Source organism: Pseudomonas sp. FG36 (assembly GCF_057809275.1).
On record NZ_JBMDJQ010000013.1, the window covers coordinates 105923 to 132321 of the forward strand.

Here is a 26399-nt window from a genome sequence, read left to right on the forward strand (position 1 = left end):
TCACAGGGGCCGCAAAGCGGCCCCAATACCCCGAATTCTATGGAGCCGAACCATGAGCTATCACCTGATCATCGGCGACAAGCTGTATTCCTCCTGGTCGCTACGCGGCGCCCTGGCTCTTGAGCTGGCTGGCGCCCCCTACGAAGAAATCCTGGTCAAGCTCAACCAGCCTGACACCCGCCAGCGCCTGCTGGCCTTCTCGGCCACCGCCAAGGTGCCGCTGCTCCAGAGCGAGCATGGTGTGATCGCCGACTCCCTGGCCATCGCCGAATACCTCAACGAACGCCACCCTGAGGCCCGCCTGTGGCCTGAAGACATCGCCGCCCGTGCCCAGGCCCGTTCGGCCTGTGCCCAGATGCACAGCGGCTTCTTCGCCCTGCGCGGCGCCATGCCGTTCGACCTGTCCCGCGACCAGGCGCTGGAAAGCGTGCCGCTGGATGTGCAGGTCGACATCGACCGCATCGTCGCCCTGTGGTCCGAGTGCCGCCTGGTGGCCAAGGATAGCGGCCCGTTCCTGTTTGGCCGGCCGACCCTGGCCGATGCCTTCTTCGCCCCGGTGGCCGTGCGCCTGCGCACCTACCGCGTCGAGGTGCCGGCCGAGGCCGCCGCCTATATCGAAACCATCTACCAGTGGCCGGCCTTCCAGGCCTGGCAGCAGGCTGGCCTGGCGGAGCGTGAAGGGTGAAACGGATTCATGTAGTGGCCGCGGTCATCCGCGGTGCCGATGGTCGCATCCTGATCGCCCGTCGTGCGGATACTCAGCATCAAGGCGGCTTGTGGGAGTTCCCCGGCGGCAAGGTGGAAGCGGGGGAGGGCGTCGAAGCGGCGCTGGCCCGTGAGCTGCGTGAGGAGCTGGGTATCGAGGTCACGGGTTCGCGCCCGCTGATCAAGGTCAGCCACGATTACCCGGACAAGCAGGTGTTGCTCGATGTGCGCGAGGTGGATGGCTTTACCGGTGAGCCACATGGGGCAGAAGGGCAGCCTTTGGCGTGGGTGGCTCCGCGTGACCTGGGGCAGTACGCGTTCCCCGAGGCCAACAAGCCGATCGTCGCCGCCGCGCGTTTGCCCGATCAGTACCTGATCACCCCGGACGGTCTGGAAGTGCCCGAGTTGCTCAAGGGTATCCAGAAGGCCGTGGCCAGCGGTATCAGGCTGATCCAGCTACGGGCACCGGACATGTACGACCCGAAGTACCGCGATGTGGCGGTCGACGCGGTTGGCCTGTGCGCAGGCAAGGCGCAACTGATGCTCAAGGGGCCGCTGGAATGGCTCGGCGACTTCCCGTCGGCCGGCTGGCACCTGACCGCCGCGCAGTTGCGCAAGTACGCGGCCAAGGGCCGGCCATTCCCGAAGGAGCGCTGGCTGGCGGCGTCCTGCCACAGTGCCGAAGAGCTGGCATTGGCCGAGCAGATGGGGGTGGACTTCGTCACCCTGTCGCCGGTGCAGGCGACCCAGACTCATCCCGAGGCTGAGCCGTTGGGTTGGGATGAGGCACAGCGCTTGATCGCCGGGATCAGCCATCCGGTGTTTCTGCTGGGTGGGGTCGGGCCGGGTGAGCGGGAGCGGGCCTGGGAGGTTGGTGCCCAGGGTGTTGCCGGAATCAGGGCGTTCTGGCCTGAGGCTTGAGTCATCCGCCAATCGCGGGGCAAGTCGGGTCGCCGCAGCGCCGCTGCGACTTGCCCCGCGATGCTTTCAGACGGGCTTCTCGGCCGCCTGCCACAGCACTTCGTCGACACCCTGGCGTCGCCCAATGATCCGCGCTGCAACAAACAGCAGGTCCGACAGTCGGTTGATGTAGGCCAGCCCCACTCCCTCCAGCGGCTCCAGCGTGTTCAACTGCTGGCAGCGTCGCTCAGCCGCGCGTGCCGCGCTGCGACATACATGGGCCTGGGCCACCAGCATCGAGCCTCCGGGCAGGATGAAGTTCTTCAGCGGCCCCAACTCGTCGTTCCAGCGGTCTATCGCGGCCTCCAGGCGCTCCACTTCAACGCTGTTCAGCGCCTGGTAAGTGGGCATCGCCAACTCGCCTCCCAGGTCGAACAGCCGATGCTGACAAGGCGCCAGCACCTCGATCAGCTCGCCCAACCCTGCCTCGGCCAGACCCGCCAGCAACACGCCGAGCTGGCTGTTGAGGCTGTCGACCTCGCCGATCGCCTCGACGCGCGGGTGGTCCTTGGGCACCCGGCGCCCATCGCCCAGGCCGGTTTCACCTTTGTCGCCGGTGCGTGTATAGATCTTCGACAGGCGATAGCCCATGTCATGTCTCCGTGTTCAGGGGGGCCGGTTGGGCCTGGTTCAGGGGCAGGCGCAGGGTGAAGCAGGTGCCCTGGCCCGGGGTGGACTGTACCTCCATCTGACCCTTGTGGTTGTTGGTGATGATGAAGTACGACACCGACAGGCCCAGGCCGGTGCCCTGGCCGATCTCCTTGGTGGTGAAGAACGGCTCGAAGGTGCGCTTGCGCACCGTCTCGGGCATGCCGACGCCGTTGTCCTCGACCTGGATTTCCGCCCAGGGCGGATTGAGCCGGGTGCGCAAGGTGATACGCCCGGGCTCGCTGGGTTGCGGGCGCTGGTGGATGGCCTGGGCGGCGTTCTTCAGCAGGTTCAGCAGCACCTGCTCCAGTTCGTTGGCGGTGCAGGGCACCGGCCCCAGCTGTGGGTCGAACTGGCGGACGATGGCCTGGCCCTTGAAGTCGAAGCCGATGGCCAGGTCGAAGTCGTTGCCGGCAATTTCCACCGCCTGGTCGATCAACGCCGGCAGGTCGCAAGGGGCGAGCTGACGGTTGCTGCGGCGGCTGAAGCTGAGCATGTGGGTGACGATCTTGGCGGCCCGTGCGCCGGCTTGCTGGATGCCGTCGAGCAACTGTGGCACCTCGCGGCTGTCCAGGTAGCGATTGACGGCCGGCAGGTCGATGCCCAGCTCGCTGGCCTGCTCCTGGTTGCGCGGCAAGTCCGGCGACAGGCGGCGGCGGATGTTCTGCACGTTGTGCAGAATCGCGCCCAGCGGGTTGTTGATTTCGTGCGCCATGCCGGCGGCCAGACCGCCGACCGAGAGCATCTTCTCGGACTGCACCATCATTTCTTCCAGCGACAGGCGCTGGGTGATGTCGTCGATACGGATCACCACCCCGCGTCCGCCACCGCCCATCAGCGGGTAGAAGGTCAGCGCGTAGTGGCGCAGGTCTTCGCCCTTGGGCCAGGTGACGCGCTCGATCTTGGCGACCCGGTGCTTCTCCACGCTTTCCTTGAGCTGCGGCAGGAACGGCTTGAGCGGCTCGAAGGCAAGGAAGATCGGCTGGTTCAGCGCTTCGTCCAGCGGGGTCCCGGAGAGCACCGTGGCCTCGTGGTTCCACTGGGTGACGTAGAGCTGTTCGTCGAGGGCGATGAGCGCCGATGGCATCGAGTCGATGATGCTGTTGAGGTAGTTCTGGAAACCGGTGAGCTTTTTCTCGATCTTGCTGCGCACCTGGACTTCCAGTTCCAGCTTGCGGTTGGTATGGCGGGTTTCCTCGGCCAGGCCCTGTGCCTGGTCGTAGGCATCCTGGAACTCGTCACGGGTGCGCTTGAGCTGCTGTTCGCGGGCTTCGATGCGCGACAGCATGGTGTTGAACGCCTCGGCCAGGCCGCCGATTTCATCGTCGTTGCCACGCTGGGCGCGCAGGGCATAGCTTTCCTCGCGGGTAACCTGGCGGGTCAGCTCTTCGAGGCGATTGATCGGCAGGGTGATCAGGCGCTTGATCTGCCGGGCGATGAGCAGCCACAGCAGCACACTGAACACCAGGATCGCCAGGCTGGCGGAGAGGGTGCCGGTGTAGAACGCCGTGGGCAGTTCACTGCTGGCCACCAGCAGCAGGTGTGCGGGGGGCGCGGCGTTGCGTGGCAGGCGGATCAGCTGGGTACTGCGAAATTCCATCAGGCGCCAGCCATCGATATTGCGGTAGCGCTTGGGCAGGCTCAGCGGCTCGCCATGTTGCAGTTGCGCCAGCAGGCGCCCGTCGCCGCCGTAGATGGCCGCCGCGCGCAATGGCGAGTAGCTGTCGAGTTCCTTCAGTAGCGCCGTGGCGGCTTCCGGCGAGTCGCCGGCCCGCGAGGACAGCTGCGGGTTGGACACCAGCTTGCCGATGGTCTGCAGGGCCTGGGGCGCCATGCTCTCCTGGGTGATCCAGTAAGCGGCGCTGATGAAGGCGAGGTTGGCCACCAGCAGGATGGTCACCAGCAGCACCAGCAAGGCCGCCAGCAGCTTCTGCCCGACCGGGAGGTTTTCCAGGCGTTGACGCAGGGTCATGGGTCTGAGGGTGTCCGTTTCCGATGAATGGGCAGGATCAGTCGCTGCGCAGGCCACGCGCCTGCAGGTTATCGACCAGGCGCCGGTGCAGGTGTTCCAGTTGCGGCACTGCCAGGCCGTGTCGGCCGGCGGCACGACAGGCGTGGCCGAGCAGGTAGTGGACCTCGGTGCGCCGGCCATGGCGGACATCCTGGTACATGGAAGAGTAGTTGGCCGCGGTGGCCAGGATCACCCGCTGAACTTCCTCGTGCAGGTCGCTGGCCGCTTCGGGCTGGCCGCAACGGTGCAGCAGGTTGACCAGTTCGTCGCACAGCGGGTCGACTTCGGTCAGGTGCCCGAGCAGGCCGCCATTCTGGCAGTCGTGCAGTACCGTCAGCGGGTTGATCGCACAGTTGAGCGCCAGTTTGCGCCACAGGCGAGCAGGGATGTCGAGCGCCCACTGGGCCGGTATGCCGGCGTCGTGCAGGTCGTCGAACCAGGATGGCATGCCGGGGCTGGCCGGATCACCCAGCCAGTTGAAGCCGTGGCCGGCAAAGCGAACCTGCCAGTCCGCTTCGCGGAACGCACCCTCGGTGCTGGAGGCGAAGATGCAGCGGGCGTGGGGCACCTGCTCGGCAACCTCGTCCTGGCTGCCCAGGCCGTTCTGCAGCAGTATCAGCTCGGCGCCATGGGCCAGCCTGGGAGCCAGGCGCGCCACGGCAGGCGCGGCGTCGTAGGCCTTGCAGGCGACCAGCAGGCGATGGATCGGGCCGGGCGCGTCGAAGCTCTCCGCGGGGATCGCATAGTGGTGCTGGGCATCCTGCTCCACCAGGGTCAGCCCGCCCTTGCGTTCATAGGCGGCCAGGCGCTGCTGGTCGCGCAGGATCAGGCGGACTGCCTTGCCGGCGCGGGCCAGGCGGCAGGCCCAGAGGCTGCCGAGGCTGCCGGCGCCGAGAATATGCCAGGTGCTGCTCATCTGCGTTTCGCAACCCGTTATAATGAGTCCGCATTTTAACCATCAAACCCGACGCGCTCCATCTTCAGGCCGAGCGCGCTTTTTTTTCTGGAGATCATCCATGCCTTCGTTCGACGTGGTATCGGAACTGGACAAGCACGAAGTGCAGAATGCTGTCGACAACGCCATCAAGGACCTGGACCGTCGCTACGACTTGAAGGGCAAGGGCACCTTCGAGTTCAAGGACAAGGAGCAGACCGTGCTGCTGACCGCCGAGGAGGATTTCCAGCTCAAGGCCATGCTGGAAATCCTGCGCCTGGCGCTGGTCAAGCGCAAGATCGACGTCAAATGCCTGGAAACCAAGGATCCCTACGCTTCGGGCAAGGAGAAGAAGCAGGAAGCCAAGTTCCGCGAAGGCATCGACAAGGACCTGGCCAAGAAGATCGTCGCCACCATCAAGGACGGCAAGCTCAAGGTCCAGGCGGCCATCCAGGGCGAGCAGGTTCGCGTCACCGGCAAGAAGCGCGACGACCTGCAGGAGGCCATTGCCTTGCTGCGCACCAAGGAATTCGACATGCCGCTGCAGTTCAACAACTTCCGCGACTGATCGCACGGCGGCCCGGAACCTTGATGGCGCATTGATGTCCATCGGGGTCCGGGCCGCTGGCTTTGCGCTGCCCGCTTCACTGTGTACTTGCCGTTCGGCATCAGGAGATAAACATGGATTTGAACGCTGAAGTCGATCAGCTGGTTCGCCAATCGCAGACCTGGGTTCCCTTGATCATGGAGTACGGCAGCCGCCTGTTGCTGGCGCTGCTGACACTGGCCATCGGCTGGTGGATCATCAACAAGCTCAGTGCCCGTCTTGGCAAGCTGGTGGGCCTGCGTGCCGACGCCGCGCTGCAGGGCTTCATCAGCACCCTGGCCAACATCGTGCTGAAGGTGCTGCTGATGGTCAGCGTGGCGTCGATGATCGGTATCGAGACCACCTCGTTCGTCGCCGCCATCGGTGCCGCCGGCCTGGCCATCGGCCTGGCCTTGCAAGGCAGTCTGGCGAACTTCGCCGGCGGTGTGCTGATCCTGATGTTCCGCCCGTTCCGTATTGGTGACTGGATCGAGGCCCAGGGTGTCAGTGGCACCGTGGACAGCATCCAGATCTTCCACACCGTGCTGCGCACCGGCGACAACAAGACCGTGATCATGCCTAACGGCAGCCTGTCCAACGGCATCATCACCAACACCAACCGCCAGCCGACCCGCAAGGTGGTGTTCGACGTGGGCGTGGACTACGACGCCGACCTGCAGAAGGCGCGCAATGTACTGCTGGAGCTGGCCCAGGATCCGCGTGTACTGCAGGATCCGGCGCCGCAGGCGGTGATTTCGACCCTGGGAGACAGCTCGATCACCGTGTCGCTGCGCATATGGACCAAGACCGCCGACTACTGGGACGTGATGTTCATGCTCAACGAGCATGCCCGCGACCGGCTCAAGGCCGAAGGGATCGATATTCCGTTTCCGCAGCGAGTGATTCGCGTGGTGCAGGAAGCGGCGGTACAGTAACACTGCGTCACACCTCCCATCGCGGGGCAAGCCCGCTCCCACAAGGCCGCCAGCGCGCTTGTGGGAGCGGGCTTGCCCCGCGCTGCTTTGCAGGGCCTTACACTTGTTCACAGCCGCAGCAGATGATTTCTGGCATACAGCCTGACCCCCATCTGTTTCCACCCGATACCGATCATGAAACCATTGCTGTACATCACCCCTCTGCGCGCCTTGCTGTTTGGCCTGACCCTGGCGCTGTTCGAACTGTTGACCTACCTGGCCAGCGACGCGGTCATGCCCGCCATGCCGGTCGTGGTCGGCGATCTTCAGGCCAGCCCCGAATACATTCCCCATGCCCTCAACCTCTACCTGCTGGGTGGCGTGCTGCTGCAATGGCTGATCGGCCCGTTGGCCGACCGCTATGGCCGGCGCCCGCTGTTGCTGGGGGGCTGTGTGCTCTTCGGGCTGGCGTGCCTGGCGACCTTCTGGGCCCAGGATATCGGTGTGTTCAACCTGCTGCGGCTGTTGCAGGGCATCGGCCTGGGCTTCGTGGTCACGGTCAGCTACCCGGCGCTCAACGAGGCATTCAGCGAAGCTGACGCGGTGCGCATGATGGCGCTGCTGGCCAACATCGCGCTGCTGTCGCCGTTGCTTGGCCCACTGGTAGGCACCCTGATGCTGCAGTGGCTGGACTGGCGCTGGCTGTTCGTGGCCTTCGCCGCGGGCGCGGTGCTGTGTTGGCTGCTGCTCTACCGGCTGATGCCGGAAACCCTGGGCGTCGAGCGCCGCGACGGTTCGCGCCTGCCGTTCACGCCCATTCACCTGCTGCCATTGCTGGCGGGCTACGGGCAGTTGCTGGGCAACCGTCGTTTCGTGGCCGGTAGCGCGGCGCTGGGGCTGGTGGGGTTGCCCCTTATCGGCTGGATCGGCCTGTCACCTGTGCTGCTGATCCATGATGAAGGCCTGAGCACTATGGAATACGCGTTGTGGCAATTGCCGGTGTTCGGCGGGCTGATCCTGGGCAACCTGATCATCAACCGCATCGCCGATCGCTACGCGCTGCCGACCTTGGTACGTGGCGCCCTGTGGCCTTACCTGGCGGGCTTGTCGCTGATGGCCGTGGCCACCTGGCTCTGGCCGACGGTGACCAGTGTGGTGGCCGGCATGTCGCTGTACGCGCTGGGCCTCGGCGTGGCCAACGCGGTGCTGTACCGCATGACGCTGTTCTCCAGCGAGCAGAGCAAGGGCCTGGTGTCGGCGATGCTGGGGATGATCACCATCGCCTTGCTGGGCCTGGGCGGTGCGGTGTTGGCGATGCTGGGTGCCGGTGCCAGCCTGATGCATTTTGCCCTGGCCGCCGGCCTGGCGGGTGCGTTGGCGCTGTGGCCGTTGTGGTTCGTCGTGGGCGGGTGCTCCGGGGAAGGCGCTGTGACGCAGTAGAAACATTGCGGGGCAAGTCGGAGCGGCGATGCGCCGATCCGACTTGCCCCGCGATAAGGCCGATGATGACCTAGTGTTGTTCAGCCGCCGGGCTCTCCACCGGCGCCGGCTTTCCCCGACCGACTTCCTGGCGCCAGTGCAGCGCGATCAGCACCAGCGTCGGCACGCCCAGCAGCGCGGTGACCAAGAAGAAGTCGTGATAGCCGAACTTCTCCACCATGACCCCGGAATAGCCGCCGATCAGGCGTGGCAGCAACAGCATGATCGAGCTGAGCAGGGCGTACTGGGTGGCCGAGAACTTCAGGTTGGTCAGGCTCGACAGGTAGGCGACGAAGGCCGAGGTGGCAAGCCCCGAACTGAAGTTGTCCAGCGAGATGGTGACCACCAGCATTTCCAGGTTCGGGCCCATGTCGGCGAGCATCAGGAACAGGATGTTGGTGGCTGCCGAGGCCGCGCCGCCGATGAACAGGATCGGCAGGATGCCGAAGCGCACGATCAGCAAGCCGCCGGCGCCGGCGCCGACCAGGGTCATGATCAGGCCGAAGATCTTGCTGACGCTGGCGATCTGGTCCTTGGTGAAGCCCATGTCGATGTAGAACACGTTGGCCATCACGCCCATCACCGTATCGGACATGCGGTAGGTGGCGATCAGCCCGAGCAGCAGCAGGGCCTGCCAGCGATAGCGCACGATGAAGTCGTTGACCGGCGTGAGCACCGGCGCCAGGCCGCGACGACCGAGGGACGACAGGCACGCCCAGGTCAGCAGCACATAGAGGATCAGGCGCAGGAAGGCGCGGTCTTCGAGCAGCAGGTCGAGCATGGTCGCGTCGCCGAACGCGACGCTGCCCCAGTCGGTGTTGAACATCTGGGTGAAACTGGCCGGCACCGAGACCAGCAGGATGATCAGCACGAACACCGACGCCAGCTGGTGCATCAAGCCATAGCGCGCGGCCGACAGCTGGGTGCGCAGTGGTACCGGTGGCTCACGCATCACCAGGGTGGTGAACACCGCAGGCAGCATCAGCACGCCGAACAGTACGTAGGTGCCGGTCCAGGCTTCGTGCAGGTAGCTGAAACCGGTGGAGCCAAACCACTCGGCGAAGAACAGCGCACCGGCGGTGGCAAGCAGGGCGGCGACCCGGTAGCCGGCCATGTAGCTGGCAGCCAGGGCAGCCTGGCGCTGGTCATCGGCGATTTCCAGGCGGTAGGCGTCGACGGCGATGTCCTGGGTCGCCGAGGCGAAGGCCACCAGTACCGCCAGGGCGACCAGCCACGACAGGTGTTTCTGCGGGTCGCAGAAGCCCATGCCGACCAGCCCGAGCACTACCAGCAGCTGCGACAGCAGCAGCCAGGAACGGCGCCGGCCCATGCCGCCGAGCAGCGGCAGGCGCCACTGGTCGAGCAGCGGCGACCAGACCCATTTGAACGCGTAGGCGAGGCCGATCAGGCTGGCATAGCCGATGGTCTCGCGAGCCACGCCGGCTTCGCGCAGCCACACCGACAGCGTCGAGAACACCAGCATGTACGGCAGGCCGGCGGCGAATCCGAGCAGCAAAAGCACCAGAGTTGACGGGCTGGCATAGGCAGCGAGCGCAGCGCGCCAGGTTTTACGGGGCATGGGCCAACATCTGCCTCAAGGTTTGCGAAAACAAAGCGCGCACTCTAACCGCTGTGCTCCATCGGACGCCAGCCATGGCGCGCCATATCCACACGATTATTGGCCACATTCACGCCTTCTGCGCGCAGCCGGGCGCGTTGTTCGTCGCCCGACGGCGTGCCCAGGGCCAAGCTCAGCCTGCCACCCGCGCCCAGTACCCGGTGCCAGGGCAGGCGGGTGTCCTGGGGTAGCTGCGAAAGCGTGCGCCCGACCCACCGCGCCGCGCGGCCAAGGCCTGCAAGCTCGGCGAGTTGTCCGTAGCTGACGACCTTCCCCGGCGGTACCTGGCCGAGGACGGAATACAGTGCCATTCGTCGGGCTTGTGCATCCTGCGCAGCGGGCGGATCGAGGGCGGACATTAGAGGATCCCTGTGCCGCAGATGAAACCGGACAGAAGGTTGCGGCAAATGCGAGTGGAACTCATCGGCATGGGCTGTGTCTGTCCTTGCTCAGGTTGTCGGTATCTGGATAATGCCCGGCTTTTTCGTCGAATCGAACCCATATTGCGCTTATGTCTTCTAGAACCCTGCTGTGCCTCATCGCTGCGTCCCTTTGCACGCCCGTGCTCGCCGACACCGTGTGGATGAAGAACGGTGACCGCCTGAGCGGCAAGATCAAGGTCTTCGACGGCGGCAAGCTGCTGCTGGAGACCCCCTATGGCGGTTCGATCGCCCTCGACTGGAAGCAGGTGCAGACGCTGGAAAGCGATCAGGAACTGCTGGTCAAGCAAGATGCCTACAGCGGCGAGAAAGCCAAGGCGCTGAAGGCCGCCGAACCCGGCAAGGTGACCCTGGCCAACGGCGAGGCGCCGAAGACCGTCGAGCTGGCCAGCATCGAGCAGATCATGAAGCCGCGTCCGGTGCTCGAGGATTTCCTGTGGAAGGGCAACGTCGATGTGGCGATGGACTACAAGCGCGCCGAGAACAACACCGACGACTATGACGTCAGCTTCAAGACCACCGCCCGCCATGGCCGCTGGCGACACAACGCCGAGGGCGAATACAACCGCGAGACCAAGGACGACGTCACCACCACCAACAACTGGAGCGCCGAGTACGCGCTGGACCGCTTCATCACCGAAAAATGGTTCTGGCAGGGGCGTCTGGAATACAAGCGTGACCATATCGAGGATCTGGCCCGTCAGCGTACCGTCGGTACCGGCCCGGGCTACCAGTTCTGGGATGACGAGCTCGGAGCGTTCTCGCTGGGTTCGCTGATCAACCGCACCGACTTCGAATACCGCGACGGTGGCAAGGACAACTTCTATTCCGCCGCGGTGAAGTGGGACTACAACCGTTACCTGATTGGCAAGAAGGTCGAGTTCTTCACCAATGGCGAATTCGGCAAGCCACTGGGCGGCGTGGCCGACTACTCGCTGGATGCCGAGATGGGCCTGCGCTACAAGGTGACCGAGTGGGCCTCACTCAACCTCAAGGCGGAGAAGGACCTGATCAAGGGCACCCGCGACAGCGACCTGGACAAGACCCGCTATACCGCCGGGTTCGGCGTTACCTGGTAAGCCTGCCGCAGCGGACTTGGTGGCAGTGGCGGGTGATAATGCTTATCTTGTCACCCATCCAGTCCGCCGCCAGGAGCCCTACAGTGAGTACCAACGCCCTTCGCCCCGCCCGGGAACTGCTGCTCAAGGAGTACCGCGGCGTCCTCTCCACCCATTCCAAATCGATGCCCGGTTTCCCCTTCGGTTCGGTGGTGCCGTATTGCCTCGACGCCGATGGCCATCCGCTGATCCTCATCAGTCGCATCGCCCAGCACACCCATAACCTGCAGAAGGATCCCAAGTGCTCGATGCTGGTTGGCGAGCGCGAGGCCGAGGATGTCCAGGCGGTGGGGCGGCTGACGGTAATGGCCGAGGCCCGCAAGCTTACCGACGAAGCGGCCATCGAAGCCGCCGCGAGCCGTTACTACCGGTACTTCCCCGAGTCGGCCAACTACCACAAGGCCCACGATTTCGACTTCTGGGTACTCGAACCGGTACGCCACCGCTACATCGGCGGCTTTGGCGCGATCCACTGGCTCGACCAGGTCACGCTGGCCAACCCCTTTGCGGGCAAGGCCGAGACCAGCATGATCGAGCACATGAACAGCGACCATGCCAACGCCATCGCCCACTACGTCGAGCTGACCGGGCTGCCGCGCGGCGCGCCCGCCGAGCTGGTCGGCATCGACAGCGAAGGCATGCACCTGCGTATTGGCCAGGGGGTGTACTGGCTGGCTTTCCCGAGCATTTGCAATACGCCGACACAAGTCCGCGAAGCCTTGGTATTACTGGCTCGCGCTGACCAGTGGCCGGTTGTGGAAAGCGTCGAGGGTTGAAAACCGGCGTAGAGGCATCCATCTGATGGTCTTACAGGAAGATTCTCTTCCGTCGAGGAACCCTTGATGCGTGCTTTTCTATTGTTGTTTCTGCTTTTCCCCGTGCTGGAGCTGTTCGTCTTCGTCAAGGTCAGCGCGGCCATCGGTTTCTTTCCGGCGCTGCTGCTGATCATCGCCGGTTCTGCCCTGGGTGTGCTGGTGATGCGCGTGGCGGGCCTTGCCACCGCCCTGCGTGCCCGGGAGAGCCTGCAGCGCGGCGAACTGCCGGCCGAGGACATGTTCCAGGGCTTGATGCTCACCGTCGGTGGTGGCCTGCTGCTGCTGCCGGGGTTCATCAGTGACGTGCTGGGCCTGCTGTGCCTGCTGCCGTTCACCCGCCGCCTGGTGGCCGGCCGCCTGCGCCGCCGCGCCGAAGAGCAGGCCCTGCGTCAGCGGGCGTTCCAGGATGATCCGTTCCAGGCCCAGCCGCGTGACGCCGGGCACCGCCCGAACGTGATCGAGGGCGAGTACGAGCGTCGCGACAAGTAAGACGTGTTTATGCGTGGGAGCGGGCTTGCCCCGCGATGGGGCCTGTCGCCTTGATCGCAGGGCAAGCCCGTTCCCACGATGACTCTCACGCCTTATGAAAATTTTTCTGTAGCAAGCCTTGTAATCGAATATCCCGGCCTCATGTATGTGGTCACCGCAAGGTTTCTGGTGGCGACACCAGACATGACACAGGTGGTTCGCCCATTGCGGGCCACCCCCGGCAACGCCGGATCGAATCAACCCGCCGGTGCTGACACCGGCCGATGAAAACCACAATTTGGGAGAGATCGACAATGAAGCTTCGTCCTCTGCATGACCGCGTCGTTATCCGTCGCAGCGAAGAAGAATCGAAAACCGCTGGCGGTATCGTCCTGCCGGGTTCGGCCGCTGAAAAACCAAACCGCGGTGAAGTCGTTGCCGTCGGTACCGGTCGTATCCTGGACAACGGCGAAGTACGTGCGCTGGCCGTGAAAGTGGGTGACAAAGTGGTTTTCGGCCCTTACTCGGGCAGCAACACCGTGAAAGTCGACGGCGAAGACCTGCTGGTCATGGCCGAGAACGAAATCCTGGCCGTTATCGAAGGCTGATTTCCCCGACTTCCCGTTACTCCAAAGAATTCCAAGGATTAAACGATCATGGCTGCTAAAGACGTAAAATTCGGCGATTCCGCCCGTAAGAAAATGCTGGTTGGTGTCAACGTTCTGGCTGACGCGGTAAAAGCGACCCTCGGCCCGAAAGGCCGCAACGTGGTCCTGGCCAAGAGCTTCGGCGCGCCGACCATCACCAAGGACGGCGTTTCCGTCGCCAAAGAAATCGAGCTGAAAGACGCTTTCGAGAACATGGGCGCCCAGTTGGTCAAGGAAGTCGCTTCCAAGGCCAACGACGCTGCCGGTGACGGCACCACCACCGCTACCGTTCTGGCCCAGGCCATCGTCAACGAAGGCCTGAAAGCCGTCGCTGCCGGCATGAACCCGATGGACCTGAAGCGCGGTATCGACAAGGCCACCGCCGCCGTCGTCGCCGAGCTGAAGAACCTGTCCAAGCCATGCGCCGACTCCAAGGCCATCGCCCAGGTAGGCACCATCTCCGCCAACTCCGACAACTCCATCGGTGAAATCATCGCCGAAGCCATGGAAAAAGTCGGCAAGGAAGGCGTGATCACCGTTGAAGAAGGCTCGGGCCTGGAAAACGAACTGTCCGTCGTTGAAGGCATGCAGTTCGACCGCGGCTACCTGTCGCCGTACTTCGTCAACAAGCCGGACACCATGGTTGCCGAGCTGGAAGGCGCCCTGCTGCTGCTGGTCGACAAGAAGATCTCCAACATCCGTGAGCTGCTGCCAGTTCTGGAAGCCGTCGCCAAGGCCGGCCGTCCGCTGCTGATCGTTGCCGAGGACGTCGAAGGCGAAGCCCTGGCTACCCTGGTGGTCAACAACATGCGCGGCATCGTCAAGGTCGCCGCGGTCAAGGCGCCAGGCTTCGGCGATCGCCGCAAGGCCATGCTGCAGGACATCGCTGTCCTGACCGGCGGCACCGTGATCTCCGAAGAGATCGGCCTGTCCCTGGAAACCGCCACCCTGGAGCACCTGGGTAACGCCAAGCGCGTCATCCTGTCCAAGGAAAACACCACCATCATCGACGGTGCTGGCGAAGAGTCCGACATCCAGGCTCGCGTCACCCAGATCCGCGCCCAGGTTGCCGACACCACTTCGGACTACGACCGTGAGAAGCTGCAAGAGCGCCTGGCCAAGCTGGCTGGCGGTGTTGCCGTGATCAAGGTCGGTGCAGGCACCGAAGTCGAGATGAAAGAGAAGAAAGCCCGCGTCGAAGACGCCCTGCACGCTACCCGTGCAGCCGTTGAAGAAGGCGTGGTGCCTGGCGGTGGTGTTGCCCTGGTTCGCGCCCTGGCTGCCATCGTTGACCTCAAAGGCGACAACGAAGACCAGAACGTCGGTATCGCCCTGCTGCGTCGCGCTGTCGAAGCGCCGCTGCGCCAGATCACTGCCAACGCCGGCGACGAGCCAAGCGTTGTCGCTGACAAGGTCAAGCAAGGTTCGGGTAACTTCGGTTACAACGCCGCTACCGGCGAGTACGGCGACATGATCGAGATGGGCATCCTGGACCCAGCCAAGGTCACCCGTTCGGCCCTGCAAGCCGCAGCTTCGATCGGCGGTCTGATGATCACCACCGAAGCCATGGTTGCCGACCTGCCGGAAGACAAGCCAGCTGCTGGCATGCCTGACATGGGCGGCATGGGTGGCATGGGCGGCATGATGTAAGCCAGCCTTACCCCCGGTACCAAGAAGAAGCCCCGGTTCGTGAGAACCGGGGCTTCTTCGTTTTCCTGTCCCTGCCAGGGATCAGGCTGCGCTGCGCTCGACGGCCGGTAGCTTGGCCGTCGCGTGTCGATACAGAATCAGATAGTACGACCCCAGCCCGATCAGCCAGCAGAACACCGCGGTCCATATGTTGTGCGACAGGAAGTGCGCGCCCTGCATCATCCGCCCGATCGACAGCACCGAGCCGGCGACGAAGGCCACTGCCAGCGCGACCCGGGCCAGGCGTGGCTTGCGGTCACGCAGCATGAAGAACAGGCCGAACAGGCAGAACCCGGTCGCCGCATGCCCACCGGGCCAGCACAGGCCAGGCTTGTCGGTAGCCGGGCGGGCTTCGAGCAACTTGCTGTAGGTCTCCTTGCCACCGAACTGCGTCAGGCTCCACGGGCATTGCACCTGGGTCACCTTCTTCAGCGGCGTGACGAAGGCCGTCGACAGCGCTAGCGCCAGTACCAGGCAACCCAGCTCGCGGCGCCAGCCCAGCAGCCGGCTCCAGAAGAAGCTCAGGGCGAATCCGGCCACTGCCAGTAGACCGAACAGGATCACACCCTGCTTGACGCGGTCATGCAGGATGTTTTCCAGCACATAGCTATGGCGGCCGATGAACCCGCCGGCGGCCGGGTCGTAGAACAGGTTGGCCAGGTCCATGTCCAGCGAGGTCCATTCCAGCAGGACCAGGGTCACGACAGTGATGAAGGGGATGCCCAGGTACAGCCATAAATTGATCGGGCGAGGGGGGACGCTAGCCTGCATGGTGACTCCAGAAGGTGTAAGAGACGGGGCATTGTCGTTGGGCCGCTATCCTGTGTTCGTGAATGATCGGTGAAAAAACTGTCAAGTCCGGTGATTTCGACCCAGGGCATGGCACCATGCGGGCAAATGGCCGTAAGCTGCGCCTGCCGCGCCCGGCGAAGCGCCGCACAGGAGATCTCGATGCGCATTCTTTTGGTTGAAGACAACCGCGATATTCTGGCCAACCTGGCCGACTACCTCGGCATGAAGGGTTACACCGTCGATTGTGCCCAGGATGGCCTGTCCGGCCTGCACCTGGCCGCGACCGAACACTACGACCTGATCGTGCTCGACATCATGTTGCCGGGCATCGACGGCTACACGCTGTGCAAGCGCCTGCGCGAGGATGCCCGCCGCGATACGCCGGTGATCATGCTTACCGCCCGCGACCAGCTGGACGACCGCCTGCAAGGCTTCCGCTCAGGGGCCGACGACTACTTGCTCAAGCCGTTCGCGCTGTCGGAGCTGGCCGCGCGTATCGAGGCGGTACTGCGGCGTGCGCAAGGGGGCGGCCGGCGCTCGTTGCAGGTCGCCGACCTGAGCTACGACCTCGACACCCTGGAGGTGACCCGCCAGGGCCGCCTGCTCAAGCTCAACCCCGTCGGCCTCAAGCTGCTGGCCGTGCTGATGCAGAAGAGCCCCCACGTCCTGCGTCGCGAGGTGTTGGAAGAGGCGCTGTGGGGCGACGACTGCCCGGATAGCGACAGCCTGCGCAGCCATGTCCACCAGTTGCGCCAGGTCATCGACAAACCCTTCGACAGACCGCTGTTGCATACCGTCCATGGCGTCGGCTATCGCCTCGCCGAGGGCCGCGATGGAGTTTAAGCAGAGCCTTGCCCAGCGCATCATCATCGCCTTTGCGCTGATGAGCGCGCTGGTGGCCGGGGCCTTTGCCTTTGGCATTGTCGCCACGGTGCACCTGGTCGAAGAGCGGTTGATTTCTTCGGTGCTTGGCGGCGACCTGCAGCGCCTGCTGCGCATGGACAGCGTCAGCGACTGGAGCCACCGGCCGCGCCCCGACCAGTTGTTCTACTTCAGTGGCGGGCGAGACGATTTCGAGTTGCCCAAGGACCTGCGCCACCTGGACGCCGGCTTCCACGAAGTGTTTCGCGACCAGCTCTCGTACCACGCCATGGTCGAGATCGTCGACGGCCGACGTTATGTGCTGTTGCAGGACCAGAGCGATTTCGAGGAGCGCGAGCGAGTGTTGTTCGCCGTTGTCGTGGTCGGCTTCGTGCTCAGCCTGGCCCTTGCGGTGATTCTCGGCTGGTTGCTGGCGCGACGGGTGATGGCGCCGGTGATCCGCCTGGCGCGCCAGGTCCGTCACCGTGACCAGCTGTTGGGATTGGCACCGCCATTGGCACCGGATTATGCCGCGGATGAGGTCGGCCAGTTGGCCGTCGCCTTCGACGATACCTTGGGGCGCCTGCGTGACGCCTTGACCCGTGAGCGCTTGTTCACCAGCGATGTCAGCCACGAGCTGCGTACGCCGCTGATGGTCCTGGCCACCTCGTGCGAGCTGCTGATGGAAAACCCCAACCTCGAGAGCCGCGCTCGCAGCCAGGTCGAACGTATCGCCCGGGCGACCGAGGAGATGCGTGAGTTGGTGAAAACCTTCCTGATGCTTGCCCGGGCCCAGCGCGATGAAGGTGCAATCGCTTCGCGGGCGACCCTGCGCGAGGTGGGCGACGACTTGATCGGGGTATGGCGCGATACCATCGAGCAGAAAGGCCTGGCGCTTTACTACGATGGCCAGGTCAGTGCCAGCCCGGTGCTGTACAACGCCACCTTCCTGCAATCGGTGATGGGCAACCTGCTACGCAATGCCGCCCACTACACCGACAGTGGATACATCCGCCTCAGCCTGGAGGCCAATGGCTTCAGTGTGGAAGACAGTGGCGTGGGGATTCCCGAAGAACAGCGCGAGGCGATGTTCCGGCCGTTCGTGCGCGGTGACGAGCGTCGCGGTGAGGGGTTGGGGTTGGGCCTGTCGCTGGTCCAGCGCATCTGCGACGACCAGGGCTGGCGCGTGACCCTGACGGCGACGCTGCCCCACGGCTGTCGTTTCCAGGTCGATCTGAGCCAGGGCAACCCGACGGCGCAGCACGGCGAAGGGCGTGGCGGGATATTGGATCCGGGTTAACTTCCGGTAACACCTGCGGAACTTTCCTACAGATTTTTCACATCGGCATGACCTGACGCCAACGCCCACCTGCCTAAGGTGGGCGCACTGGAGTCAGGAGATGCTCAATGCGTAGCCCCATCAAACTCGAATTCTCGGACAAGTACGATCGGGATCATGCCCGCCAGTACTTCCTCAAGCACCAGGATGGCCTGGCTCGACGCCTTTCCCACCAGCGCGACGAGCAGCTGGCCCGACGCGCCCTGGCCTTGGCCGGCGAGCCAGGGCTGGTGCTCGACCTGCCTTGTGGCGCAGGGCGTTTCTGGCCGCTGCTGGCGGAAAAGGCCAACCGGGTGATCATCGGTGCAGACAACTCCGCCGCGATGATCGAGACAGCCTGTGCGGCACAACCGCCAGAAGTCGTCGCACGGGTACGGCCCTTGCAGACTTCCGCCTTTGCCATTGATCTGCCGGACAACTCGGTGGACAGCATTTTCTGCATGCGCTTGTTCCATCACATTGGCGATCCTGCGCATCGCAAGACAATTCTCTCAGAATTTCAAAGGGTTAGCCGCGACAGCGTGATCCTGTCGCTGTGGGTGGATGGCAATTTCAAGGCCTGGCGCCGGCGCAAGCTCGAAGCGCGACGCAGTGCCAAGGCCGCGCAGGACAGCTACCAGAACCGATTTGTGTTACCTGCGGCTACAGTGGAAGAAGAGTTTTCCTCAGCGGGCTTCAGAATTCAGGAACGTCTCGACTTTCTGCCGTTCTATGCCATGTGGCGAGTGTACGTATTGCGCAAGGGGTAAAGAGTCATGGCGGTAGCCCAGCATCATTCCAGGCAGTTCGATTATTACTGGCAGCAGCAAGGGGAATGGGTCGAGGAACCCAACCAGCGGCGTGGCGGCGAAAGCGGTGTGCAGCGGCTGAGCGATGACCATGGCCATATGCTGTATGCCAAACGCCAGGTCGGGCATATCTACCGCAGCCTGCTGCATCCTTTCGGGCGCCCCACGGTGTTGCGCGAACTCGACGCATTGCACAGTTTCGAGCAGTTGGGCGTGCGGGTGCCGCGTATCGTCTATGCCGGTGCCGAGCGTGACGCCGATCACCAGTGGCGTGCGTTGCTGGTCAGCGAGGCACTCGATGGCTTTGTCGATCTCGATGCCTGGCATGTCTCGGGAGCTCGCGAGCATTATCCGCAGGCGGTGCACGAGCGCATGCTCAAGGATCTGGCCGACAACCTGGCGCGCATGCACCTGGGGCATTGGCAGCATGGCTGCCTGTACGGCAAGCATGTGTTCGTCAAGGTGCTTGGCGAGGGAGAGCAGGCGCGGGTGGAAGTCGCGTTGCTGGATCTGGAGAAATGTCGGCGACGGATCAGTTGCCAGCGAGCGGCGTACAACGACCTGCGTCAATTGCGCCGCCACTCGTCGTTCAACGAGGCGGAGTGGCAGACCTTGCTCTACTTTTACCAAATGGCGTTTGGCAGCGCTGTCAAAGGTTTAGAGCAATGAAACTAGAAATAGCTCGAGCTTTGTTCATGGTTGCGGCGTTGGCGGTGACCACCGCTGCGGCGGCAGCCTGGGAGCAGCCGCGGCCCATGGTGTTCAGCAAGGCCGGGGAGGGTGGGCAGTGCCCGTTGCCTCGTGTGGTGAAGGCTGACCAGGCGCAGGCTCAGCCGGATCATGATCTTTTACTGTTTCTGTTCGGGATGAGCCAGGGCCTGCGGCCGGTTGGTTGAGGCAGGTCGACTTGACGGGCGCCAGGGGATCTCCATGAGCCTCTGGCGTTTTGCCGTTTAATCCGCGGTACTTGCCTGATAGCTGTCGATCACTTCCTGCGCCGCGCGAAACGCATCGATCGCCGCCGGCACCCCGGCATACACCGCGCAATGCAGCAGCGCCTCGCGAATTTCCTCGACTGTGCAGCCATTGTTCAATGCTCCACGCACGTGCCCCTTGAGTTCCTGCGGGCACTTGAGCGCGGTCAGCGTGGCCAATGTGATCAGGCTGCGGGTCTTCAGCGGCAACCCGTCGCGGGCCCAGACGCTGCCCCAGGCATGCTCGTTGACGAAGTCCTGCAGCGGTTGGGTGAACGCCGTTGCGTTGCCCAGGGCTCGATCGACGAACGCATCGCCCATTACCTGGCGACGAATGCTTTCACCGGTCTGTTTCGTGTCGGCCATGTTGTTTTCCTTAGTGTTGGCGGCGCCAAGCGCGGATCGTCGTGTAAAGCAGCACGACCCCGAGCACTGGCATTACATAGAACAGCATCAGTTGTTCGAGGCGTCCGGCCAATGGCAGGCCGGTGGTGAAGGTCACCACGTGCAGGCCGTAGGCCAGGTAAAGACACAGGAACACCAGGCCTTCGGCGCGGGTGACCCGGTAGCCGGAATAGAATACCGGCAGGCACAGCGCGGCGACGCCGAGCATCACCGGCAGGTCGAAGTCCAGTGCATTGGGTGAAATCGACAAGGGGGCGGGGGTGGTCACTGCCGTCAGCCCCAGCACCGCCAGCAGGTTGAACAGGTTGCTGCCGATCACCGTGCCCACGGCGATCTCCCGTTCGCCGCGCAGGGCCGCGATCAGGGCGGCGGCCAGTTCCGGCAGCGAAGTGCACACCGCGACCACGGTCAGGCCGATGATGCGTTCGGACAGCCCCAGGTCAGTCGCCACCTCGACGGCTGCCTCCAGTACCAGGTGACCCGCCAGGCTCAGCAGCCCCAGGCCCATGAGAATCTGCAGCAGCGCCCCGCTCCAGAAACGCAGCGGGCTGGCGTGCTCGGTGCGAGGCGCCGGGTAGGTGCGGGCGTAGTGGCGCGACTGATGCCAGAGCATGGCCAGGTAACCGGCCAGGCCGAGCAGCAGCAGGCCGCCTTCCAGCCGCCCCAGTTCGCCGTTGAGCGCAAGCAGGTAGACCAGGGCGCTGGCGAGGATCATCAGTGGGATATCCAGGCGTACCAGCTGGCGTGACACACGCAGCGGAATGATGAGTGCGGCAAGGCCGAGGATCACCAGCACGTTGAAGATGTTGCTGCCCACGACACTGCCCACCGCGACATCCGGCGCGCCCTGGTAGGCGGCTTGCAGACTCACGGTCAGCTGTGGCGCGGTGCTGCCGAAGGCGACCAGGCTCAGGCCGATGATCAGCGGGCGCACGTGCAGGCGGCTGGCCAGGCGCAGGGCGGCGCGTACCAGCAGCTCGGCACCGAAGATCATCAGCAGCAAGCCCAGGCCCAGTTGCAGCAGGCTGAAGGCGGGGAGGGTGGCCAGGTCGAAAATGGCGAGGGCTCCAGTCAGGTCAATCGCTCAGACCTTGTACCCGGACTCGCGCGGTTCCGCTACGGAGCATGCCGATTTTTTCTGCGGCGGCGCGTGACAGGTCGATAAGCCGGCCGCGGGTGTGCGGGCCACGGTCGTTGATGCGTACCACCACGCTGCGCTGGTTGGCCAGGTTGGTGACCAGCACACGGCTGCCAAAGGGCAGGCTGCGGTGGGCGGCGGTGAGGCCATGCTGGTTGAAGGGCTCGCCGCTGGCAGTGCGTTTGCCGTGGTGGCGTGAGCCGTAATAGGAGGCGGTTCCGCTCTGGTCGTAGCCGCGAGGGTCGATGTCATGGTTGGCGCAGCCGGCCAGGAGGGAGAAGAGGGTGAAGGTGGCGAGGGATTGCTTCAGCAATTCGGATGCTCCGCAAATGGGGCCGCTGTGCGGCCCATCGCGGATGAATCCGCTCCTACACATACCCGTAGGAGCGGATTCATCCGCGATCGAGGGCGAAGCCCTCGCCGCTTCATTCAGATCACCCTTCGAGCTTGGCCTTGAGCAATTGGTTCACTTGCCCCGGGTTGGCCTTGCCTTTTGACGCCTTCATCGCCTGGCCGACGAAGAAGCCGAACATCTTGCCGCGCTTGGCTTCATCGGCGGCGCGGTATTGTTCGACCTGTTCGGCGTTGGCGGCGAGCATCTCGTCGAGCATCTTGTCGATCGCGCCGGTATCGGTGACCTGCTTGAGGCCGCGGCTTTCGATGATGCTGTCGGCATCGCCTTCGCCAGCGGCCATGGCCTCGAACACGGTCTTGGCGATCTTGCCGCTGATGGTGTTGTCGCGGATGCGCAGCAGCATGCCGCCGAGGTGTTCGGCGCTGACCGGCGACTGGTCGATCTCGACGCCGAGCTTGTTCAGCAGGCTGCCCAGTTCCACCATCACCCAGTTGGCGGCCAGCTTGGCGTCGCCGCCGATCTTCACCACCTGTTCGAAGTAGTCGGCCTGCTCGCGGCTGGAGGCCAGCACGTTGGCGTCATAGGCCGACAGGCCGTACTGGCTCTGGAAGCGCTCGACCTTCTGTGGTGGCAGCTCCGGCAGGGCGGCGCGCACGCTGTCGAGGAAGCCGGGCTCGATGACCACCGGCAACAGGTCCGGGTCGGGGAAGTAACGGTAGTCGTTGGCTTCCTCCTTGCTGCGCATGGAGCGGGTCTCGTCCTTGTTCGGGTCGTACAGGCGGGTTTCCTGCACCACCTTGCCGCCGTCCTCGATCAGGTCGATCTGGCGCTGGATCTCGCTGTTGATCGCACGTTCGATGAAGCGGAACGAGTTGACGTTCTTGATCTCGCAGCGGGTACCGAACTCGGTCTGGCCCTTCGGGCGGATCGACACGTTGCAGTCGCAGCGCAGCGAACCTTCGGCCATGTTGCCGTCGCAGATGCCCAGGTAGCGCACCAGGGCGTGGATGGCCTTGACGTAGGCCACGGCTTCCTTGGCGCTGCGCATGTCCGGCTCGGAGACGATCTCCAGCAGCGGGGTGCCGGCGCGGTTCAGGTCGATGCCGGTGGCGCCGTTGAAGTCTTCATGCAGGCTCTTGCCGGCATCTTCTTCAAGGTGCGCGCGGGTCACGCCGATGCGCTTGATGGTGCCGTCTTCCAGGGCGATGTCCAGGTGGCCCTTGCCGACGATCGGCAGGTCCATCTGGCTGATCTGGTAGCCCTTGGGCAGGTCGGGGTAGAAGTAGTTCTTGCGCGCGAACACGTTGCGCGGCCCGATCTCGGCATCGATCGCCAGGCCGAACATGCACGCCATGCGCACGGCCTCCTGGTTGAGCACCGGTAGCACGCCGGGCATCCCCAGATCGACCAGGCTGGCCTGGGTGTTCGGCTCGGAGCCGAAGGTGGTGGCGCTGCCGGAGAAGATCTTCGACTGGGTGGCGAGCTGGGTATGAATCTCCAGCCCGATCACAACTTCCCATTGCATGTGTGAACTCCTCAGAAGCCGTTGGGGGCGCGGGTGTGCCAGTCGGTGACTTGCTGGTAACGGTGCGCGATGTTGAGCAGGCGGCCTTCCTGGAAGTACGGGGCCAGCAGTTGCACGCCCACCGGCAGGCCGTCGACGAAGCCGGCCGGCATCGACAGGCCCGGCAGGCCGGCCAGGTTGGCGGTGATGGTGTAGACGTCTTCCAGGTAGGCCGCGACCGGATCGCTGCTCTTGGCGCCAAGTTTCCACGCCGGGTTTGGCGTGGTCGGGCCGAGAATCACGTCGACGTCGGCGAACGCGGTCATGAAGTCGTTCTTGATCAGGCGGCGGATCTGTTGCGCCTTGACGTAGTAGGCGTCGTAGTAGCCAGCCGACAGGGCATAGGTACCGACCATGATGCGCCGCTGCACTTCCGCGCCGAAGCCTTCGCCACGGGAACGCTTGTACAGGTCGGTCAGATCTTTCGGATCTTCACAGCGATGACCGAAGCGCACACCGTCGAAGCGCGACAGGTTGGAGGAGGCTTCCGCCGGGGCGATCACGTAGTACGCCGGGATGGCGTGCTGCATGTTCGGCAGGCTGATTTCCTTGACCACCGCGCCGAGCTTTTCCAGCTCCTTGACGCTGGCCTGGACCAGGTCGGCGATGCGCGGGTCGAGGCCGGCGCCGAAGTATTCCTTCGGCAGACCGATGCGCAGGCCTTGCAGCGAGGCGTTCAGGTTGGCGCTGAAGTCCGGTACTGGCTCGTCGACCGAGGTCGAGTCCTTGGCGTCGAAGCCGGCCATGCCTTGCAGCAGCAGGGCGCAGTCTTCGGCGGTACGGGCCAGCGGGCCGCCCTGGTCGAGGCTCGAGGCGTAGGCAATCATGCCCCAGCGCGATACGCGGCCATAGGTCGGCTTGAGGCCGGTCAGGTTGGTGAAGGCTGCCGGCTGGCGGATCGAGCCGCCGGTGTCGGTACCGGTGGTGGCCGGCAGCAGGCGCGCGGCCACGGCGGCGGCCGAGCCGCCGGAGGAACCGCCGGGCACGTGCTCGAGGTTCCACGGGTTCTTCACCGCGCCGTAGTGGCTGGACTCGTTGGCCGAGCCCATGGCGAATTCGTCCATGTTGGTCTTGCCCAGGGTGACCATGCCGGCTTCGGCCAGCTTGGCGACCACGGTGGCGTCGTACGGGGCGGTGAAGCTGTCGAGCATCTTCGAGCCGCAGCTGGTGCGCACGCCGTTGGTGCAGAACAGGTCCTTGTGGGCGATCGGCGCACCCAGCAGCGCGCCGGTCTCACCAGAGGCACGGCGGGCGTCGGCGGCGCGCGCCTGCTCCAGGGCCTGTGCTTCGGTGACGGTGATGAAGCTGTTGAGCTGCGGGTCGAGCTGCTTGATGCGCGACAGCAGGGCGCCGGTCAGTTCTTCCGAGGAGAACGACTTGTCGGCGAGGCCGCGGGCGATTTCGGCCAGAGTGAGTTGATGCATGGCAGGCGCTATCCCTTAATCGATGACTTTCGGAACCAGGTACAGACCATTCTCGGTCGACGGGGCGACGGCCTGGTAGCGGTCGCGCTGGTTGCTCTCGGTGACCTGGTCGGGGCGCAGGCGCTGGGTGGCTTCCAGCGGGTGGGCGAGGGGCTCGATGCCAGAGGTGTCGACGGCTTGCATCTGGTCGACCAGCCCGAGAATACTGTTCAAGGCATCGGTGATGCGTGGCAATTCGCCTTCATTCAGGCCCAGGCGGGCCAGATGGGCGATCTTTTCCACGTCGGAGCGTTGAAGCGCCATGGGGATCTCCAGGGAAACGAAAAACGGAATGGGTCCGCAGATGAGGAACATGCCGGCATTCTGGCGGTCAAAGGGCCGCGAACATCGGCAGGCATGCTCGGAAAAACAACCAATTTAACATATTGGCTCCTTGCCCAAAATCCCTGCCATTGTTAGAGTTTGCCGCACTTTTTTACCCACGCTTTCCCCAGGGTCACTTTCCCATGTTCAAGAAACTGCGTGGCATGTTTTCCAGCGATCTGTCCATCGACCTGGGTACTGCCAACACCCTTATCTACGTGCGTGAGCGCGGTATCGTCCTGAATGAGCCCTCGGTTGTTGCCATCCGTACCCACGGCAACCAGAAAAGCGTCGTCGCAGTCGGTACCGAAGCCAAGCGCATGCTGGGCCGCACCCCCGGCAACATTGCTGCCATTCGTCCGATGAAGGACGGCGTGATCGCCGACTTCAGCGTTTGCGAAAAGATGCTGCAGTACTTCATCAACAAGGTGCATGAGAACAGCTTCCTGCAGCCCAGCCCACGCGTGCTGATCTGCGTGCCGTGCAAGTCGACCCAGGTCGAGCGCCGCGCCATCCGTGAATCGGCCCTCGGTGCCGGTGCCCGTGAAGTATTCCTGATCGAAGAACCCATGGCCGCCGCCATCGGTGCCGGCCTGCCGGTCGAAGAGGCCCGCGGCTCGATGGTCGTCGATATCGGTGGCGGTACCACCGAGATCGCCCTGATCTCGCTCAACGGCGTGGTCTACGCCGAATCCGTGCGCGTCGGCGGCGACCGCTTCGATGAAGCCATCGTCACCTACGTGCGCCGCAACTACGGCAGCCTGATCGGCGAATCCACCGCCGAGCGCATCAAGCAGGAAATCGGTACCGCCTACCCGGGCGGCGAAGTGCGCGAAGTCGACGTCCGTGGCCGTAACCTGGCCGAAGGCGTGCCGCGTGCCTTCACCCTGAACTCCAACGAAGTGCTCGAGGCGCTGCAGGAGTCGCTGGCGACCATCGTTCAGGCGGTCAAGAGCGCCCTGGAGCAGTCGCCGCCGGAGCTGGCCTCGGACATCGCCGAGCGCGGCCTGGTGCTGACCGGTGGTGGCGCGCTGCTGCGCGACCTGGACAAGCTGCTGGCCCAGGAAACCGGCCTGCCGGTGATCGTCGCCGAAGACCCGCTGACCTGCGTCGCCCGCGGCGGTGGCCGTGCCCTGGAGATGATGGACAAGCACGCCATGGACCTGCTCTCCAGCGAGTGATCGCTGATGCAGTAGTGTATGTCCAGGTTTACAGGTGGCACGCACAGTGCTACCTGTAAGCGCTGTGCTGGCGCCCGCCCGGGCGCCGTTTCCGTCAATCCGCAGCAGGCCGGTGCATTGCCCCATGTCCAATGACCTCCTGAGTCGTCCACGAGGAACGGCCCATTAAACCGCTTTTCTCCA

Annotated in this window: 28 protein-coding genes; 16 read left to right on the forward strand and 12 right to left on the reverse strand. The window is 64.2% G+C overall.

The features are described from left to right. Positions 1-52 precede the first annotated feature (52 nt). Together ACODS9_RS12745 and ACODS9_RS12750 are read left to right on the forward strand one after the other, a co-directional pair. Positions 53-685 carry a glutathione S-transferase family protein gene (locus tag ACODS9_RS12745; protein ID WP_489093996.1) on the forward strand — a complete coding sequence of 211 codons (633 nt, stop codon included), beginning with the start codon at positions 53-55 and terminating at the stop codon, positions 683-685. Further along, positions 682-1626 (forward strand): Nudix family hydrolase, encoded by a 945-nt coding sequence (locus tag ACODS9_RS12750; protein WP_489093997.1) that lies wholly within the window; start codon positions 682-684, stop codon positions 1624-1626. The genes ACODS9_RS12745 and ACODS9_RS12750 overlap by 4 nt, the downstream gene beginning before the upstream one ends. Before the next feature lie 66 nt (positions 1627-1692). On the opposite strand, the gene ACODS9_RS12755 is transcribed toward ACODS9_RS12750, so the two are convergent. The 3 genes from ACODS9_RS12755 to ACODS9_RS12765 are packed head-to-tail and all read right to left on the reverse strand — an operon-like array spanning position 1693 to position 5240. Further along, positions 1693-2256 (reverse strand): cob(I)yrinic acid a,c-diamide adenosyltransferase, encoded by a 564-nt coding sequence (locus tag ACODS9_RS12755; RefSeq protein ID WP_023631295.1) that lies wholly within the window; start codon positions 2254-2256, stop codon positions 1693-1695. A 1-nt stretch (position 2257) separates the two neighbouring features. Then, complete coding sequence (locus ACODS9_RS12760) at positions 2258-4285, reverse strand: sensor histidine kinase (RefSeq protein WP_046856996.1); 2028 nt, start codon at positions 4283-4285, stop codon at positions 2258-2260. Between the two features lie 37 nt (positions 4286-4322). Further along, complete coding sequence (locus ACODS9_RS12765; RefSeq protein WP_401104734.1) at positions 4323-5240, reverse strand: putative 2-dehydropantoate 2-reductase; 918 nt, start codon at positions 5238-5240, stop codon at positions 4323-4325. Between the two features lie 100 nt (positions 5241-5340). Between ACODS9_RS12765 and ACODS9_RS12770 the strand changes: the two genes are divergently transcribed. The 3 genes from ACODS9_RS12770 (at position 5341) to ACODS9_RS12780 (ending at position 8198) form a co-directional block, all read left to right on the forward strand. Continuing rightward, positions 5341-5826, forward strand: coding sequence for a YajQ family cyclic di-GMP-binding protein (locus tag ACODS9_RS12770; RefSeq protein WP_489093998.1), 486 nt, complete (start codon positions 5341-5343; stop codon positions 5824-5826). 113 nt (positions 5827-5939) lie between these two features. Next, positions 5940-6779 (forward strand): mechanosensitive ion channel family protein, encoded by an 840-nt coding sequence (locus ACODS9_RS12775; protein ID WP_110700437.1) that lies wholly within the window; start codon positions 5940-5942, stop codon positions 6777-6779. Positions 6780-6953: 174 nt separating this feature from the next. Continuing rightward, the gene (locus tag ACODS9_RS12780; RefSeq protein WP_489093999.1) at positions 6954-8198 is read left to right on the forward strand and encodes an MFS transporter; all 1245 of its coding nucleotides are present in this window, start codon (positions 6954-6956) and stop codon (positions 8196-8198) included. 70 nt (positions 8199-8268) lie between these two features. On the opposite strand, the gene ACODS9_RS12785 is transcribed toward ACODS9_RS12780, so the two are convergent. Together ACODS9_RS12785 and ACODS9_RS12790 are read right to left on the reverse strand one after the other, a co-directional pair. Then, positions 8269-9816, reverse strand: coding sequence for an AmpG family muropeptide MFS transporter (locus ACODS9_RS12785; RefSeq protein ID WP_046856994.1), 1548 nt, complete (start codon positions 9814-9816; stop codon positions 8269-8271). Between the two features lie 44 nt (positions 9817-9860). Then, a complete protein-coding gene (locus ACODS9_RS12790; RefSeq protein WP_102682687.1) occupies positions 9861-10214 on the reverse strand; it encodes an MGMT family protein in 354 nt (117 codons plus the stop codon). Between the two features lie 152 nt (positions 10215-10366). Here ACODS9_RS12790 and ACODS9_RS12795 point away from each other — a divergent pair, with 152 nt between their 5' ends. The 5 genes from ACODS9_RS12795 to groL all read left to right on the forward strand — a co-directional run bounded on the left by ACODS9_RS12795 (position 10367) and on the right by groL (position 14993). Further along, positions 10367-11374 carry a DUF481 domain-containing protein gene (locus tag ACODS9_RS12795; RefSeq protein WP_102682688.1) on the forward strand — a complete coding sequence of 336 codons (1008 nt, stop codon included), beginning with the start codon at positions 10367-10369 and terminating at the stop codon, positions 11372-11374. Positions 11375-11457: 83 nt separating this feature from the next. Beyond that, on the forward strand, positions 11458-12189 hold the full coding sequence (locus ACODS9_RS12800) for a HugZ family pyridoxamine 5'-phosphate oxidase (protein WP_046856991.1): 732 nt from the start codon (positions 11458-11460) through the stop codon (positions 12187-12189). Between the two features lie 66 nt (positions 12190-12255). Beyond that, positions 12256-12717, forward strand: a complete 462-nt coding sequence (locus ACODS9_RS12805) for an FxsA family protein (protein WP_367857018.1) — start codon at positions 12256-12258, stop codon at positions 12715-12717. Positions 12718-13010: 293 nt separating this feature from the next. Further along, positions 13011-13304, forward strand: a complete 294-nt coding sequence (locus tag ACODS9_RS12810) for a co-chaperone GroES (protein WP_003260750.1) — start codon at positions 13011-13013, stop codon at positions 13302-13304. A gap of 48 nt (positions 13305-13352) precedes the next feature. Continuing rightward, positions 13353-14993, forward strand: a complete 1641-nt coding sequence (groL, locus tag ACODS9_RS12815) for a chaperonin GroEL (RefSeq protein ID WP_046856989.1) — start codon at positions 13353-13355, stop codon at positions 14991-14993. 81 nt (positions 14994-15074) lie between these two features. Here groL and ACODS9_RS12820 read toward each other — a convergent pair whose 3' ends face one another. Continuing rightward, a complete protein-coding gene (locus ACODS9_RS12820; RefSeq protein ID WP_046856988.1) occupies positions 15075-15803 on the reverse strand; it encodes a phosphatase PAP2 family protein in 729 nt (242 codons plus the stop codon). 180 nt (positions 15804-15983) lie between these two features. On the opposite strand from ACODS9_RS12820, the gene colR reads away from it, so the two are divergent. The 5 genes from colR to ACODS9_RS12845 all read left to right on the forward strand — a co-directional run bounded on the left by colR (position 15984) and on the right by ACODS9_RS12845 (position 19708). Continuing rightward, a complete protein-coding gene (colR, locus tag ACODS9_RS12825) occupies positions 15984-16667 on the forward strand; it encodes a two-component system response regulator ColR (protein WP_367857016.1) in 684 nt (227 codons plus the stop codon). Then, complete coding sequence (locus ACODS9_RS12830; RefSeq protein WP_489094000.1) at positions 16657-17985, forward strand: sensor histidine kinase; 1329 nt, start codon at positions 16657-16659, stop codon at positions 17983-17985. The genes colR and ACODS9_RS12830 overlap by 11 nt, the downstream gene beginning before the upstream one ends. A 107-nt stretch (positions 17986-18092) precedes the next feature. Beyond that, positions 18093-18773 (forward strand): class I SAM-dependent methyltransferase, encoded by a 681-nt coding sequence (locus ACODS9_RS12835; protein WP_401104719.1) that lies wholly within the window; start codon positions 18093-18095, stop codon positions 18771-18773. Between the two features lie 6 nt (positions 18774-18779). Next, positions 18780-19481: a lipopolysaccharide kinase InaA family protein gene (locus ACODS9_RS12840; protein WP_401104716.1), complete on the forward strand. Its 702-nt coding sequence runs from the start codon at positions 18780-18782 to the stop codon at positions 19479-19481. Beyond that, positions 19478-19708, forward strand: a complete 231-nt coding sequence (locus ACODS9_RS12845; RefSeq protein ID WP_401104713.1) for a hypothetical protein — start codon at positions 19478-19480, stop codon at positions 19706-19708. Before ACODS9_RS12840 ends, ACODS9_RS12845 begins: the two co-directional genes overlap by 4 nt. 57 nt (positions 19709-19765) lie before the next feature. Here ACODS9_RS12845 and ACODS9_RS12850 read toward each other — a convergent pair whose 3' ends face one another. The 6 genes from ACODS9_RS12850 to gatC form a co-directional block, all read right to left on the reverse strand. Next, entirely contained in the window at positions 19766-20152 is a 387-nt protein-coding gene (locus ACODS9_RS12850; RefSeq protein ID WP_401104711.1) for a carboxymuconolactone decarboxylase family protein, read from the reverse strand. A gap of 10 nt (positions 20153-20162) precedes the next feature. Further along, positions 20163-21206: a calcium/sodium antiporter gene (locus tag ACODS9_RS12855; RefSeq protein ID WP_401105015.1), complete on the reverse strand. Its 1044-nt coding sequence runs from the start codon at positions 21204-21206 to the stop codon at positions 20163-20165. A gap of 61 nt (positions 21207-21267) precedes the next feature. Beyond that, positions 21268-21642, reverse strand: coding sequence for a septal ring lytic transglycosylase RlpA family protein (locus ACODS9_RS12860; protein WP_489094001.1), 375 nt, complete (start codon positions 21640-21642; stop codon positions 21268-21270). A gap of 121 nt (positions 21643-21763) precedes the next feature. Beyond that, complete coding sequence (gene gatB / locus ACODS9_RS12865) at positions 21764-23209, reverse strand: Asp-tRNA(Asn)/Glu-tRNA(Gln) amidotransferase subunit GatB (RefSeq protein WP_023631154.1); 1446 nt, start codon at positions 23207-23209, stop codon at positions 21764-21766. A gap of 11 nt (positions 23210-23220) precedes the next feature. Next, positions 23221-24672, reverse strand: a complete 1452-nt coding sequence (gatA, locus tag ACODS9_RS12870) for an Asp-tRNA(Asn)/Glu-tRNA(Gln) amidotransferase subunit GatA (RefSeq protein ID WP_401104706.1) — start codon at positions 24670-24672, stop codon at positions 23221-23223. Positions 24673-24687: 15 nt separating this feature from the next. Beyond that, positions 24688-24975 (reverse strand): Asp-tRNA(Asn)/Glu-tRNA(Gln) amidotransferase subunit GatC, encoded by a 288-nt coding sequence (gene gatC, locus ACODS9_RS12875; RefSeq protein ID WP_023631156.1) that lies wholly within the window; start codon positions 24973-24975, stop codon positions 24688-24690. A gap of 203 nt (positions 24976-25178) precedes the next feature. On the opposite strand from gatC, the gene mreB reads away from it, so the two are divergent. Next, positions 25179-26216 (forward strand): rod shape-determining protein MreB, encoded by a 1038-nt coding sequence (gene mreB / locus ACODS9_RS12880; protein WP_003255163.1) that lies wholly within the window; start codon positions 25179-25181, stop codon positions 26214-26216. The last annotated feature ends 183 nt before the right edge of the window (positions 26217-26399 follow it).